Raw genomic sequence first — 13667 nt, 5'->3', positions numbered from 1 at the left:
AGGCAGGGGCGTCGCGCGCGCACGTACCGTGAGGGCATGCCTGCGACCGTGCCGACGACGACGCCCTTCGACCTCGACGCCTACCTCGACCGGATCGGCTGGGAGGGGGAGCGGCGGCCCGACGCGGCGGTGCTCCGCGGGGTGCACCTCGCCCACCTGCGGGCCGTCCCGTTCGAGAACCTCGACGCCGTCGGCGGCAGGGCGCCCTCCCTCGCGCTGTCCGACCTGATGGCCAAGCTGGTGCGCGGCCGCCGTCGCGGGGGCTACTGCTACGAGCACAACACCCTGTTCGCGGCGGCCCTGGAGGCGCTGGGCTTCGGGGTGACCCGGCTGACCGCGCGGGTCGTCGTCGGCGCGGAGCGCTTCGAGGACCGTCCGCGCACCCACATGGCGCTCCTTGCCGAGGTGCCCGGCGACCCGCGACCGTACCTGGCCGACGTCGGCTTCGGTGCCGTCGGCTCCCTGCTGGAGCCGGTGCCGCTCGTGGCGGACACCGAGTTCCACGACGCCGGGCGCCGGCACCGGCTGGTGCACGCGCCGCGCCGCGGGCCGCTGGAGACGTGGGTGCTGGAGGCGTACCGGCCCGGCGCGGACAGCGGTTGGCAGGCCCAGTACGCCTTCACCCTCGAGCCGTTCGAGGCGTCCGACTACGAGGTCGTCAACTGGCACGTCGCCACCAACCCGCGCTCCCCGTTCTCCCGGCGGCCCTACGTGCAGCGGCTGCTGCCCGACGGACACCTGGCCCTCGACGGCGGCGTCCTCACCAGGACCGGGGCCGACGGCGCGGTCACCGAGCGGAAGCCGGGGGACGAGGCGGAGGTCCGCCGGGTGCTGGCGGAGGAGTTCGGCATCGACGCGCCCGAGGGGGTGCGGCTGACCGGCTGACGGCCGGGGGGAGCGTTGGGGAATGTGCGCTTCCAGTGGTTTGTGTGAAGCAGTGGGGGATAGTCAACTCCGTGTTGTGCACAACCAGTTCGGGCGCCTCCAGGGGCGCCCGCCTCATGAGGGGGAGGCATCCGTGCGCACTCGCACCGGATGGCGGCGTGCCCTGCTCGGCACGCTGGCGGGCCTGACCGCGACGATCGGCCTGACGGCCGGCCTGTCGGCGCCCGCCGCGGCGGCGACCGGGACACCGGTGGCCGTGACGAAGTACAGCCACACCAGCGCGGCCGGCGATTGGGTCGGGCAGGGCGGAAGCGTCGCCTACACGCCCGGGACGGCGGACATCACCGTGTCCGGCGAGCGAGAGGCGCTGACCGTCCGGATCGAGAACGAGACCGACTGGTGGACCGTCGAACTGGCCGCTCCGCAGGGGGAGAAGCTCCACCCCGGGGTCTACCGCGGCGCGGAACGGGCGTCCTCGCGCACCGGGCGGGCCCCGGGCCTCGACGTCAGCGGCGACTCGCGCGGCTGCAACCAGGTCTTCGGGCAGTTCTCGGTCCACCAGATCGAGGCGGACGCGACCGGCGCGGTCACCGTGCTCGACGCGACCTACACGCAGCGGTGCGAGGCGGCCGACGCCCCGGTCCTCAAGGGCGTCGTCAAGTACCGCGCCTTCCCGCTGTCCTTCACCTACGCCAGCGAGCCCGGTGACTACCCCGGCCAGGGCAGGAGCGGCACCCACACCGGCGCCACCAGCCTCTTCTCACTCCAGGAATGGGGCACCGGCGGTCTCCAGTACGACGTGTCCGGCAAGCGCGAGACCTGGTCGGCCCTGCTCGTCCCGCCGGCCGGCGAGCGCTTCGAGGCCGGACGCACCTACCGGACGGAACGCGGCAACGGGCCCGGCGTGGCCGGCCTCGACGTGTCCGGCTTCGGCGGGTGCAACGCCAGTGAGGGCACCCTGACCCTCACCAGGCTGGCCCGCGGCGAGGACGGCGTGGTCACCGCCTTCGCCGCCACGTTCGTCCAGCACTGCGAGGGCGCCGAGCCGGCGCTGCGCGGGACGATCCACTACTACGCCTGACGTCCGACGCCTGACGCGCGGGCCGGGTGCGTCCCGGCCCGCCGGGTCAGAGCCGCTCGGGCGTCCGGATGCCCAGCAGCGCCATCCCCTGGTGCAGGGTGCGCGCCGTGAGGTCGCACAGGAACAGGCGGTTCTCCACCTGCTCCGGGGTGTCGGCCTTGAGGACCGGGCACTTGTCGTAGAACGACGTGTACAGCGAAGCCAGTTGGTACAGGTACGCGGCCAGCTTGTGCGGGGCGTACTCCGCCGCCGCCTCGAAGACCGTGCTGCCGAACGCGTCCAGGTGCAGGCCCAGCGCGCGCTCCGCCTCGTGCAGGTCCAGCTCCGGGTGGGCCGCGGGGCGGAACTCGCCGGCCTTGCGGAGGATGGACCGGATACGGGCGTAGGCGTACTGGAGGTACACGCTGGTGTCGCCGTTGAGCGAGACCATCTGGTCCAGGTCGAACTTGTAGTCCCGGCTCGGCGACGTCGACAGGTCCGCGTACTTCACGGCGCCGATGCCGACCTGCGCGGCCCGCTCCTGGATCTCGTCCTCGGTGAGGTCACGCGCCTTCTCCCGGACCACCTCGGCGGCCCGCTGCACCGCCTCGTCCAGCAGGTCCTCCAGCCGGACGGTCTCGCCCTCACGCGTCTTGAAGGGCTTGCCGTCGGCGCCGAGCACCGTGCCGTAGCCCATGTTGTGCGCGGTGACGTCGTCGTTCAGCCAGCCGGCCCGGCGGGCCGTCTCGAAGACCATCCGGAAGTGCAGCGACTGGCGCACGTCCACGACGTACAGCAGCGTGGTCGCGTGCAGGTCGCCGACGCGGTTGCGGACCGCGGTCAGGTCGGAGGCCGCGTAGCCGAAGCCGCCGTCCGCCTTCTGCACGATCAGCGGGACCGGCTGGTCGTCCTTGCCGCGGATCTCGTCGAAGAAGACGACGAGCGCGCCCTCGGAACGCACCGCGACGCCCATCTCCTCCAGGAGGCGGGCGGTCTCGGGCATCCCCTCGTTGTACGCGGACTCGCCGACGATCTCCTCGTCGCGGATCTCCATGTCGAGCTTCTCGAAGACGGAGTAGAAGTACACCTTCGACTCGTCCACGAACTGCTGCCACAGTTCGAGGGTCTCCTTGTCGCCGGACTGGAGGGCGACGACCCGCCTGCGGGCCCGCTCCTTGAACTCCTCGTCGGAGTCGAAGAGGGCACGCGAGGCCTTGTACACCCGGTTCAGGTTGCTCATGGCCTGCTCGCCGTCGACGTCGGCCGCGGGGGCCAGCTCGCCGGGGTGCTCGAACAGGTACTGGATGAGCATGCCGAACTGGGTGCCCCAGTCGCCGATGTGGTGCCGGCCGATGGTCTTCTCGCCGGTGAAGTCGAGCATGCCGCGCAGGGCGTCGCCGATCACCGCGGAACGCAGGTGGCCGACGTGCATCTCCTTCGCCACGTTCGGCTGGGCGTAGTCGATCACCGTCGTGCCCGGCCGCTCGGCGTACGGGACGCCCAGCCGGCCGGTCTCGTCCGCGTACCGCGCGGCGAGGTTCCCGATGATCGCGCGGTCGCCGACGGTGATGTTGAGGAAGCCGGGCCCGGAGACCTCGACCTCCTTGATCAGGTCACCGGTGGTGAGGTGCGCGACGACCTCGGTGGCCAGCTCCCGCGGGTTCGCCTTGGCTTTCTTGGCCAGGGCGAGGATGCCGTTGGCCTGGTAGTCCGCCCGGTCGCTTCGTCGCAGCAGCGGGTCGGCGCCGGCGGCCTCGGGCCGGGTGGCCGTGAGGGCGGACGCGAGGTGCTGCTGGACGGAGTCGCTGAGGGACGTGACCGAGGCCATGGAGTGGTTCGCCGTTCTGCTCGGGGTTCCGGGAGTGAGGCTGTCGTTAGCTACGGAACCCGAGTATCCCACGCGGTGAAAAGCCGTTTTCGCGGATGCGGGCCGGGCTGGGAGAATGGAGCGGCCAGCCGTGCGACCGTACCGGCTGCTCAGCAGAAGTCCTGGGAATTCCAGGGAACCAGGGAAGAGGACGTGCCGATCGTGGCTCAGAGCACAGAGACCACCGACTGGGTCTCCCGTTTCGCGGACGAGGTCATCGCCGAGTCGGAGCGCCGTGCACCGGGCAAACCCGTCGTCGTCGCGTCCGGACTCTCTCCGTCCGGCCCCATCCACCTCGGCAACCTGCGCGAGGTCATGACCCCGCACCTGGTCGCCGACGAGGTGCGCCGCCGGGGCCACCAGGTCCGGCACCTGATCTCCTGGGACGACTACGACCGCTACCGCAAGGTGCCGGCCGGCATCGCCGGGGTGGACGAGTCGTGGGCCGAGCACATCGGCAAGCCCCTCACCTCCGTCCCCGCGCCGAAGGGCTCCTCGCACCCGAACTGGGCCGAGCACTTCAAGGCCGCGATGGTCGCCTCGCTCGCCGAGATGGGCGTCGAGTTCGACGGGATCAGCCAGACCGAGCAGTACACCTCCGGTGTCTACCGCGAGCAGGTCCTGCACGCCATGCGGCACCGGCAGGACATCGACGCGATCCTCGACCAGTACCGGACGAAGAAGGCCGCGCCGAAGAAGCAGCAGCAGAAGCAGCAGCAGAAGTCGGTCGACGAGGCCGAGCTGGAGGCCGCCGAGGGCTCCGGCGCCGCCGCCGAGGACGACGGCAGCTCCGGCTCCGCCGGGTACTTCCCGTACAAGCCGTACTGCGGCAACTGCGAGAAGGACCTGACGACGGTCACCGCCTACGACGACGACTCGACCGAGCTGACCTACGCCTGCACCGCGTGCGGCTTCTCCGAGACGGTCCGGCTCAGCGAGTTCAACCGCGGCAAGCTGGTCTGGAAGGTCGACTGGCCGATGCGCTGGGCCTACGAGGGCGTGATCTTCGAGCCCAGCGGCGTGGACCACTCGTCGCCCGGGTCGTCGTTCCAGGTCGGCGGGCAGATCGTCGGCATCTTCGGCGGTGAGCAGCCGATCGGGCCGATGTACGCGTTCGTCGGCATCAGCGGCATGGCGAAGATGTCCTCGTCGAAGGGCGGGGTGCCCACCCCGGCCGACGCGCTCCAGATCATGGAGCCGCAGCTGTTGCGCTGGCTGTACGCCCGCCGCCGGCCCAACCAGTCCTTCAAGATCGCCTTCGACCAGGAGATCCAGCGCCTCTACGACGAGTGGGACCGCCTCGACGCGAAGGTCGCCGACGGTACCGCCCTGCCCGCCGACGTGGCCGCCCACGCGCGCGCCGTCCGCACGGCCGCCGGTGAGCTGCCGCGCACGCCCAGGCCGCTGCCGTACCGGACGCTGGCGTCCGTGGCCGACATCACCGCCGGGCACGAGGACCAGGCGCTGCGCATCCTCAGCGAGCTGGACCCGGCCGACCCGCTGGGGACGCTCGCGGAGGCCCGGCCCCGGTACGACAAGGCCGAGGCGTGGATCAACACCCACGTCCCCGCCGACCAGCGGACCATCGTGCGCGGGGAGCCCGACGCCGAGCTGCTGAAGTCCCTCGACGAGCAGGGCCGGCAGTCGCTGCGGCTGCTGCTCGACGGGCTCGCCGAGCACTGGTCGCTGGACGGGCTCACCCACCTCGTCTACGGGGTGCCGAAGGTCCAGGCCGGCTTCTCCGCCGACGCCACGCCCAAGGAGCTGCCGCCGGAGATCAAGGCCGCCCAGCGGTCGTTCTTCGCGCTGCTCTACCACCTGCTCGTCGGCCGCGACACCGGTCCGCGGCTGCCCACGCTGCTGCTGGCGGTGGGGCAGGAGCGGGTGCGGACCCTGCTCGGGGAGTAGGCAGGCGCCACGGCGAAAGGGGCCCTCTGCCGACGGAGGGCCCCTTTCGGCTGTCGGTCACACGCTCCGCCTGCCGGTTACGCGATGTGCTCCTCCTGGAGCTCCCGCGTGTGGCGTTCGCTGAAGACCTTCACCATCCGGTCGGCCTCCCGCGGAGCGAGCGGCACGCCGAAGGTCGCCTCGACGTCGTCCCGGAACTGGGCGGCCGTGGGGTAGCTGCCGTCGATCGACTTCCGGAAGACGGTGTAGTAGTCCTCCGGCGTCGGCGGCGGCTCGGCCGTACCGCCGCCCTCGCCCAGCTCGCGCGTGCGGGTCGGGCCCACCGGGATCGGGAAGCTGCCGGTCTCCTCGGGGGACGGCTCCTGCGGCGGCGGCTCCTCCTCGAACTGCTCCCGGTACTGCTCGGCCTGCCGCTGCTCCTCCGCCCAGTGCGCGTACTGCTCGGGGTCGAAGTCAGGGTCGTAGCCGCCGTGGTACTCCACGGTCTGCGGGTCCCGGGCGTGCAGCCACGGGTTGCGGTCCTCGGTGGGCGCGTCCGGCCCGGGCTCCCGCTCCTGCGGCCGGGCGCCGGCCAGTTCGGGACGCTGTTCCGCCGCGGGGGCCGCCTGCGGGCCCGTCTCCTGGGGCCGGGGCGCCGGGGGCAGCAGGGCAGGCTCGATGCCCGCCGCGGCGAGGCCCGCCGGGGCGGTCTGGGACAGGGGGACGCCGTAGCGGGCCAGGCGCAGCGGCATCAGGGACTCCACCGGGGCCTTGCGGCGCCAGCCGCGCCCGAAGCGGGAGCGCAGCCGGGCCTGGTAGACCAGCCGCTCCTGCTCCAGCTTGATCACCTGCTCGTAGGAGCGCAGCTCCCACAGCTTCATGCGGCGCCAGAGCAGGAAGGTCGGCCCCGGCGAGAGCAGCCAGCGGGTGAGGCGGACGCCCTCCATGTGCTTGTCGGCGGTGATGTCGGCGATCCGGCCGATCGCGTGCCGGGCGGCTTCGACGGACACCACGAACAGGATGGGGATCACGCCGTGCATGCCGACGCCGAGCGGGTCGGGCCAGGCGGCGGCGCCGTTGAACGCGATCGTCGCCGCCGTCAGCAGCCACGCGGTCTGGCGCAGCAGCGGGAACGGGATGCGGATCCAGGTCAGCAGCAGGTCCAGGGCCAGCAGGACGCAGATGCCCGCGTCGATGCCGATCGGGAAGACGTAGCTGAAGTTCCCGAAGCCCTTCTGCAGGGCCAGTTCCCGCACCGCCGCGTACGAACCGGCGAAGCCGATCCCGGCGATGATGACGGCACCGAAGACGACCATGCCGATGAGAACGCGATGCGTCCGGGTCAGCTCTAGTGGCGCGGCCACCCGTACTCCCCTCCCAGTGCCTGTTGTTGCGCGCAACAGAGTGGCACATGTGTACGGGGAACGGGTGGCCGGTGGTCGGTACGGCCCGTCGGCTCGTCCGCTACGACGCCTTGGCCGGGGCCTTGGACGACGTCTCGGCCCCCTTCGACGGCGCCTTCGACTCCGACCCGGAGCCCGAGCCCGAGGCGGACTCGGAGGGCGCCGCGGCAGCGCCGTTGGCCTTCGCCACCGCCGCGACCGCTTCCTTGGCCGCCTTCTGGGCGTCCTTGACCAGGTCGTCGGCGTCGGGGGTGTCGTCGCCGGCCAGGCCCGCGCCGTTGAAGTCGACGGTCACGACGACGTTCTCGACGCGTGTCACGACCGTCTGCTGCTTGAAGGTGCCTTCCTTCTTCTTCAGGTCGTACCGCACGACCGACGCCTCGTCGCCCGTGCCGCTCACCGGCGTGGTCTTCATGCTCTTGGCGCCCTCGGCGCTCTGGACGTCCTGGAGCTGCTTCGTGTAGTAGTCGTGCGCCAGCTCGTCGCCCGCACCGCGCGAGGCGTCCGAGTCGAAGCGCAGCATCGACACGCTCAGCCAGCGGAACTGGGAGCCCTCCACGCCGTTGTCGTCGAGGCTGTCCCAGGAGCAACTGCCGCGCGTCGCCGTGTCGTTGGACGCGCCCTCCTTGCCGGAGTCGGCCTTGGGCACCAGGTCCTTCAGCGTCTTCTTCGCCAGCACCGAGCAGGGCTCGGGCAGCTTCGCGTACGCGGCCGCCTCCACCGTCGGGGACGGGCTCGCGGACGTGGACGCGGCCGGCTTGTCCGCGGCCTTGTCCTTGGCGTCGTCGGAGCCGGAGTCCGAGGAGCAGCCGGCTGCCACCAGCATCAGGGGGACGGCGGCCGCCGCGCAGACAACACGGGGGAGTCGCTTCGCTCGCTGGTCACACTGGGCTCGTCGCTGCATGGTTCCTTCACTCATGGCACTCGTGGTTCCTGCGGTCGGAACGGGTCCGAGGGGTCACCGTACGCGGTGGGGAAAGTGTGCGGCTCCTCTTCGAGGGCTTCACCCGGGGGCACGGGGGAGCCCCCGCCGGGCTCAACCGCTCAGCGAATCCGCGAGCTGGGAGGCCAGTTTCCGCGCCATGTCCTGCATTTCCTCGCTGTCGGGGACGACGCCGAGCATCGCCGACTGCTCCGCGTACTCGATGGTCACCACGACGTTCGACGTGCGGAACGCCACAGTCACCGTGCGGCGTTTCGCCGTGGAACCGGAGCTGCTCAGCTCGTCGTCGACCAGCGCCTCGTCGCCCAGGTCGTCGAGGAGCCGGGGCTGGAGGTCGGTGGGCGTGGCACCGGAGGACGCGCTCGACGAGGGGGCGGTGGACGCGGAGCCGGACGGCCGGGTGGTGGCGGACGTGCCGGGTGACGCGGTGTCGGAGGAGGACGCGGACCCCGACGCGGAGGCCGACGGCGGCTCCGACTCCGATCCCGAACCCGACTCCGACTCCGCCTGGGACTCGGAGACGACCGGTTCGGGCAGGTCGGCGGCCTCCACCTGCTTCGCGAAGAGCTGTTCGGCCTGACTGTCGTCGCTCACGGAGTTGTCGTAGGACACCACCCGCTCGAAGTCGACGAAGAGGTGGTTGGTGGCGTCGGCCGACTCCACCTTCCAACGGCAGCCGACCTTGCGGTCGGTGTCGTACGCGAGGGTCGCCTCGCCGGCGTACGCCTTCGCGCGCTGCTCCTCGTCCGTGATCTCCTGGATGCCGGGCAGCAGCGAGTCGAGCGCCTTGTCGCCCACCGCGCCGCAGGGTTCCGGGAGGGTGCGGTACCTGCCGGGCTCGGCTGCCTCGGTCGCGACGCCGGCCCGGCCCGGATTGGAGTCGTCCGCCGTGGCGCCGTCGCCCGAGCCGCCGGTGCAGCCGGCCAGCAACGCCGCCAGGGCGGCGGCGACGCCGGGTACATAGGCCTTCCGCTGCACGGTACGGCTCCTCTCGCCGGTGTGGCTGTAGGTCGGTACTCCAGTGTCCCCGCTGGTTATTCGCTTGCCGCGCGGGGGCGTCCCCAGAAGACAATGTGTATCGCACGAGCCGCCGTGAACGCCGGTCAGTCGTCCTTTTGGCTGCCCTTGGCGCCGGTTTTGCGCTTTGAGACTTCTGTATGTTTTCCGGGGGAATGAGGACGTTATGTCGTACGTGGAGATGCCGGGCGCGAAGGTGCCGATCCGGATGTGGGCCGACCCGGCGACGGTCGAGGACGGGGCGCTGCAGCAGCTGCGCAATGTCGCGACCCTGCCGTGGATCAAGGGCCTCGCGGTCATGCCGGACGTGCACTACGGCAAGGGGGCGACCGTCGGTTCCGTGATCGCGATGCGGGGTGCGGTGTGCCCGGCCGCGGTGGGCGTGGACATCGGCTGCGGGATGTCGGCGGTGCGGACGTCCCTGACGGCGAACGACCTGCCCGGTGACCTGTCGCGGCTGCGGTCGAAGATCGAGCAGGCCATCCCGGTGGGCCGGGGGATGCACGACAGCCCCGTCGACCCGGGCCGCTTCCACGGACTGGCGACCGGCGGGTGGGACGACTTCTGGGGGCGGTTCGACGGCGTCGCCGATGCGGTCAAGTTCCGTCACGAGCGGGCCGGGAAGCAGATGGGAACGCTCGGATCTGGGAATCACTTCGTCGAAGTGTGCACGGATACGACCGGTTCTGTCTGGCTGATGCTGCACTCCGGTTCCCGCAACATCGGCAAGGAGCTGGCCGAGCACCACATCGGCGTCGCCCAGAAGCTCCCGCACAACCAGGGGCTGGTCGACCGTGACCTCGCGGTGTTCGTCGCGGACACCCCGCAGATGGCGGCGTACCGCAACGACCTGTTCTGGGCGCAGGAGTACGCCAAGTACAACCGCACCCTCATGATGGCGCTCCTGAAGGACGTGGTCCGCAAGGAGTTCAAGAAGGCGAAGCCGGTCTTCGAGCGGGAGATCTCCTGCCACCACAACTACGTGGCGGAGGAGCGGTACGACGGCATGGACCTGCTGGTCACCCGCAAGGGCGCGATCCGCGCGGGTTCGGGGGACTACGGGATCATCCCGGGCTCCATGGGGACGGGTTCGTACATCGTCAAGGGCCTCGGCAACGACAAGTCCTTCAACTCCGCTTCCCACGGGGCGGGTCGGCGCATGAGCCGCAACGCCGCCAAGCGCCGCTTCTCCACCAAGGACCTGGAGGAGCAGACGCGAGGCGTGGAGTGCCGCAAGGACTCCGGCGTCGTGGACGAGATCCCGGGCGCCTACAAGTCGATCGACCAGGTCATCGAGCAGCAGCGGGACCTGGTGGAGGTCGTGGCGAAGCTGAAGCAGGTCGTCTGCGTGAAGGGCTGACGCCCGGTGCGCCGCCGGTGCGTCAGCCCTCCCGGTGCACCTTCGTGTTCGAGGCCTGGGCGCGGGGGCGGACGACCAGGAGGTCGATGTTGACGTGGGCGGGGCGGGTGACCGCCCACGTGATGGTGTCGGCGACGTCGTCGGCGGTCAGGGGGGCGGCGACGCCCTGGTAGACCTTGGCCGCCTTGTCCTCGTCCCCGCTGAAGCGGGTCAGGGCGAACTCCTCGGTCTTCACCATGCCGGGCGCGACCTCCACGACGCGGACCGGGCGGCCGACGATCTCCAGGCGGAGGGTCTCGGCGAGGACGTGTTCGGCGTGCTTGGCGGCCACGTAGCCCGCGCCGCCCTCGTAGGTGGCGAAGCCGGCGGTGGAGGAGACGACGACCACCGTGCCGTCGCCGCTCGCCTCCAGGGCGGGGAGCAGGGCCTGGGTGAGGTTCAGGGTGCCGATGACGTTCGTCTCGTACATGCGGCGCCAGTCGTCCGGGTCGCCGGTCGCGACCGGGTCGGCGCCGAGCGCGCCGCCCGCGTTGTTGACGAGGACGCCGATCGTCTTGAAGGCGGTGGCGAACTCGTCGACGGCCGCGCGGTCGGTCACGTCCAGCGGGTACGCCGTCGCCTGGTGGCCGGCCGCCCGGATCTCCTGGGCCAGCGCCTCGATGCGGTCCTCGCGACGGGCGGTGAGGACGACGCGGTAGCCGGCGGCGGCGAGCTGCCGGGCCGTGGCGGCGCCGATGCCGCTGCTCGCACCGGTGACGACGGCGATGCGCGAGGCGGCGGACGGGGCTGCTGCGGGGGCCATGGGCTGCTCCTGGTTCGTCATGCGGGTGACGCGGGGACGCGTCCCGGGTGCGTCACGAACGGTCGCCGCCCAGCGTAGTCAGCCGCCGTTGCGCGGCGCCCACATGATCACGGCCATCCCGGCGAGGCAGACCAGCGCGCCCGTCACGTCCCAGCGGTCCGGGCGGTAGCCGTCCGCGACCATGCCCCACAGGATCGAACCGGCCACGAAGATCCCGCCGTACGCGGCGAGGATGCGGCCGAAGTGGGCGTCGGGCTGGAAGGTGGCGACGAAGCCGTACGCGCCGAGGGCGAGGACGCCGCCGGTCGCCCAGAGCCAGCCGCGCTGTTCGCGCACGCCCTGCCAGACCAGCCAGGCGCCGCCGATCTCGAAGAGGGCGGCGACGACGAACAGGGCGGCGGAGCGGAGGACGAGCATGCGGGCAGCTTCGCACGCGGGCCGCGTCACGGGCGGCGGGGGCGTCCGCCACCCGGGCCGGGCGTCCCCCAGGGGCTGGTCGTCCCCCCGGGAGGGCCGTGCGCCCCCGGGGTCGGGCGTCGGGCCGGAATAACGTCCGGGACCCCACCGTTGGAGGCGGTATAGTTGAACCGTCAACAACTCGGAGGTTGAGCGACCATGCAGTTCGGCATCTTCACCGTCGGCGACGTCACGCCGGACCCGACCACCGGGCGTACACCGACCGAACGCGAGCGCATCAAGGCCATGGTCGCCATCGCGCTGAAGGCCGAGGAGGTCGGACTCGACGTCTTCGCGACCGGCGAGCACCACAACCCGCCCTTCGTGCCCTCGTCGCCGACCACGATGCTCGGCTACATCGCGGCCCGCACCGAGCGGCTGATCCTCTCCACCTCCACCACCCTCATCACCACCAACGACCCGGTGAAGATCGCCGAGGACTTCGCGATGCTCCAGCACCTGGCCGACGGCCGGGTGGACCTGATGATGGGCCGTGGCAACACCGGCCCGGTCTACCCCTGGTTCGGCAAGGACATCCGCGAGGGCATCAACCTCGCCGTGGAGAACTACGCCCTGCTGCACCGCCTGTGGCGCGAGGACGTCGTGAACTGGGAGGGCAAGTTCCGCACCCCGCTCCAGGGCTTCACCTCCACGCCCCGCCCGCTGGACGGCGTCGCGCCGTTCGTCTGGCACGGCTCGATCCGCTCCCCGGAGATCGCCGAGCAGGCCGCGTACTACGGCGACGGCTTCTTCCACAACAACATCTTCTGGCCCGCCGACCACACCAAGCGCATGGTCGAGCTGTACCGGGCCCGCTACGCCCACTACGGGCACGGCACGCCCGAGCAGGCGATCGTCGGCCTCGGCGGGCAGGTGTTCATGCGGAGGAACAGCCAGGACGCGGTGCGCGAGTTCCGCCCGTACTTCGACGTCGCGCCGGTCTACGGGCACGGCCCCTCCCTGGAGGACTTCACCGAGCAGACCCCGCTCACGGTGGGCTCGCCCCAGCAGGTGATCGAGAAGACCCTCGCCTTCCGCGACTACGCCGGTGACTACCAGCGCCAGCTCTTCCTGATGGACCACGCCGGACTGCCCCTGAAGACCGTCCTGGAGCAGCTCGACCTGCTCGGCGAGGAGGTCGTGCCGGTGCTGCGCAAGGAGTTCGCCAAGAACCGCCCGGCCGACGTGCCGGACGCCCCGAACCACGCGTCGCTGCTGGCCGCCGCCCGCAAGGAGAGCAGGGACAGCAAGGACAGCATGGGCAGCAAGGGCAGCAAGGGCAGCAAGGACAGCAACGAAGGAGTACGGGCATGAAGCTCGTCGTCGTCTCCGCGGGACTGAGCGTCCCCTCCTCCACCCGGCTGCTGGCCGACCGCCTGGCCGCCGCCACCGCGGACCGGGCGCCGGCCGAGGTCGAGGTGGTGGAGCTGCGCGACCTCGCCGTGGAGATCGCGCACACCTTCACCAACGGCTTCCCGGGCCGGAAGTTGTCCGCCGCCTTCGACGCGGTCGCGGCGGCGGACGGGCTGATCGTGGTCACGCCGGTGTTCTCGGCCTCGTACAGCGGGCTGTTCAAGTCGTTCTTCGACGCGCTGAGCGTGACCGAGGAGGACGCCCTCGCCGGGAAACCGGTCCTGATCGGAGCGACCGGTGGCACGGCCCGGCACTCGCTGGTCCTGGAGCACGCGCTGCGTCCGCTCTTCGCCTACCTCAAGGCCGTCGTCGTCCCCACCGGCGTGTACGCCGCCTCGGAGGACTGGGGCGCCGAGGGGCTGGACGGACGGATCGAGCGGGCGGCCGGACAGCTTGCGGCGCTGATGACGGGGCTGTCCACGGCCGGGAGGCCGGCGGGGGAGGGGGCCCAGGAGGCGGTCACGGCGGCGGTCGCGGCGGCGGCCGGGAGGCCGGTCGCGGAGGCCGACGGGATCGTGCCGTTCGCGGAGCGGCTCGCCGCGCTGCGGCCCGCCGGGTGAGATCTCGGTGAGAA

At 71.5% G+C, this 13667-nt stretch carries 12 protein-coding genes; 6 read left to right on the top strand and 6 right to left on the bottom strand.

Going from position 1 to position 13667, the window contains the following annotated elements:
- The first annotated feature begins 36 nt into the window (after positions 1 to 36).
- Together ACGF5T_RS30295 and ACGF5T_RS30290 are read left to right on the top strand one after the other, a co-directional pair.
- Positions 37 to 885, top strand: a complete 849-nt coding sequence (locus ACGF5T_RS30295; RefSeq protein ID WP_366769037.1) for an arylamine N-acetyltransferase — start codon at positions 37 to 39, stop codon at positions 883 to 885.
- 133 nt (positions 886 to 1018) lie between these two features.
- Positions 1019 to 1966: a hypothetical protein gene (locus tag ACGF5T_RS30290; protein ID WP_366769036.1), complete on the top strand. Its 948-nt coding sequence runs from the start codon at positions 1019 to 1021 to the stop codon at positions 1964 to 1966.
- Positions 1967 to 2012: 46 nt separating this feature from the next.
- Here ACGF5T_RS30290 and argS read toward each other — a convergent pair whose 3' ends face one another.
- Positions 2013 to 3773, bottom strand: a complete 1761-nt coding sequence (gene argS, locus ACGF5T_RS30285; RefSeq protein WP_361013992.1) for an arginine--tRNA ligase — start codon at positions 3771 to 3773, stop codon at positions 2013 to 2015.
- A gap of 192 nt (positions 3774 to 3965) precedes the next feature.
- Between argS and lysS the strand changes: the two genes are divergently transcribed.
- Entirely contained in the window at positions 3966 to 5720 is a 1755-nt protein-coding gene (gene lysS, locus ACGF5T_RS30280; protein ID WP_366769035.1) for a lysine--tRNA ligase, read from the top strand.
- A gap of 77 nt (positions 5721 to 5797) precedes the next feature.
- On the opposite strand, the gene ACGF5T_RS30275 is transcribed toward lysS, so the two are convergent.
- From ACGF5T_RS30275 to ACGF5T_RS30265, 3 genes are all read right to left on the bottom strand, one after another.
- Positions 5798 to 7063 carry a DUF2637 domain-containing protein gene (locus tag ACGF5T_RS30275; protein ID WP_356609408.1) on the bottom strand — a complete coding sequence of 422 codons (1266 nt, stop codon included), beginning with the start codon at positions 7061 to 7063 and terminating at the stop codon, positions 5798 to 5800.
- A gap of 100 nt (positions 7064 to 7163) precedes the next feature.
- Positions 7164 to 8021: a DUF3558 family protein gene (locus ACGF5T_RS30270; protein WP_356609406.1), complete on the bottom strand. Its 858-nt coding sequence runs from the start codon at positions 8019 to 8021 to the stop codon at positions 7164 to 7166.
- A gap of 117 nt (positions 8022 to 8138) precedes the next feature.
- Positions 8139 to 9023 (bottom strand): DUF3558 domain-containing protein, encoded by an 885-nt coding sequence (locus ACGF5T_RS30265; RefSeq protein WP_366769312.1) that lies wholly within the window; start codon positions 9021 to 9023, stop codon positions 8139 to 8141.
- Positions 9024 to 9228: 205 nt separating this feature from the next.
- On the opposite strand from ACGF5T_RS30265, the gene ACGF5T_RS30260 reads away from it, so the two are divergent.
- Positions 9229 to 10422 carry an RtcB family protein gene (locus ACGF5T_RS30260; protein ID WP_356609402.1) on the top strand — a complete coding sequence of 398 codons (1194 nt, stop codon included), beginning with the start codon at positions 9229 to 9231 and terminating at the stop codon, positions 10420 to 10422.
- A gap of 22 nt (positions 10423 to 10444) precedes the next feature.
- On the opposite strand, the gene ACGF5T_RS30255 is transcribed toward ACGF5T_RS30260, so the two are convergent.
- Positions 10445 to 11224: an SDR family NAD(P)-dependent oxidoreductase gene (locus tag ACGF5T_RS30255; RefSeq protein WP_356609400.1), complete on the bottom strand. Its 780-nt coding sequence runs from the start codon at positions 11222 to 11224 to the stop codon at positions 10445 to 10447.
- Between the two features lie 78 nt (positions 11225 to 11302).
- Positions 11303 to 11641, bottom strand: a complete 339-nt coding sequence (locus tag ACGF5T_RS30250) for a YnfA family protein (protein ID WP_053135097.1) — start codon at positions 11639 to 11641, stop codon at positions 11303 to 11305.
- A gap of 198 nt (positions 11642 to 11839) precedes the next feature.
- Here ACGF5T_RS30250 and ACGF5T_RS30245 point away from each other — a divergent pair, with 198 nt between their 5' ends.
- Positions 11840 to 12994: an LLM class flavin-dependent oxidoreductase gene (locus ACGF5T_RS30245; RefSeq protein ID WP_366769313.1), complete on the top strand. Its 1155-nt coding sequence runs from the start codon at positions 11840 to 11842 to the stop codon at positions 12992 to 12994.
- The gene (locus tag ACGF5T_RS30240; protein ID WP_361014009.1) at positions 12991 to 13653 is read left to right on the top strand and encodes a CE1759 family FMN reductase; all 663 of its coding nucleotides are present in this window, start codon (positions 12991 to 12993) and stop codon (positions 13651 to 13653) included. The genes ACGF5T_RS30245 and ACGF5T_RS30240 overlap by 4 nt, the downstream gene beginning before the upstream one ends.
- Positions 13654 to 13667 lie beyond the last annotated feature (14 nt).

This window comes from Streptomyces sp. NPDC047853 (assembly GCF_043204535.1).
Taxonomy (GTDB): domain Bacteria; phylum Actinomycetota; class Actinomycetes; order Streptomycetales; family Streptomycetaceae; genus Streptomyces.
This window is presented reverse-complemented; position numbering and strand designations above follow the sequence as displayed.

What these genes read in the sequence shown, in the direction of transcription:
- ACGF5T_RS30270 (WP_356609406.1), bottom strand. Translation starts at nt 8,021, where the DNA reads ATGAGTGAAGGAACCATGCAGCGACGAGCCCAGTGTGACCAGCGAGCG.
- ACGF5T_RS30240 (WP_361014009.1), top strand. Translation starts at nt 12,991, where the DNA reads ATGAAGCTCGTCGTCGTCTCCGCGGGACTGAGCGTCCCCTCCTCCACC.
- ACGF5T_RS30260 (WP_356609402.1), top strand. Translation starts at nt 9,229, where the DNA reads ATGTCGTACGTGGAGATGCCGGGCGCGAAGGTGCCGATCCGGATGTGG.
- ACGF5T_RS30250 (WP_053135097.1), bottom strand. Translation starts at nt 11,641, where the DNA reads ATGCTCGTCCTCCGCTCCGCCGCCCTGTTCGTCGTCGCCGCCCTCTTC.
- argS (WP_361013992.1), bottom strand. Translation starts at nt 3,773, where the DNA reads ATGGCCTCGGTCACGTCCCTCAGCGACTCCGTCCAGCAGCACCTCGCG.
- ACGF5T_RS30255 (WP_356609400.1), bottom strand. Translation starts at nt 11,224, where the DNA reads ATGGCCCCCGCAGCAGCCCCGTCCGCCGCCTCGCGCATCGCCGTCGTC.
- ACGF5T_RS30295 (WP_366769037.1), top strand. Translation starts at nt 37, where the DNA reads ATGCCTGCGACCGTGCCGACGACGACGCCCTTCGACCTCGACGCCTAC.
- ACGF5T_RS30245 (WP_366769313.1), top strand. Translation starts at nt 11,840, where the DNA reads ATGCAGTTCGGCATCTTCACCGTCGGCGACGTCACGCCGGACCCGACC.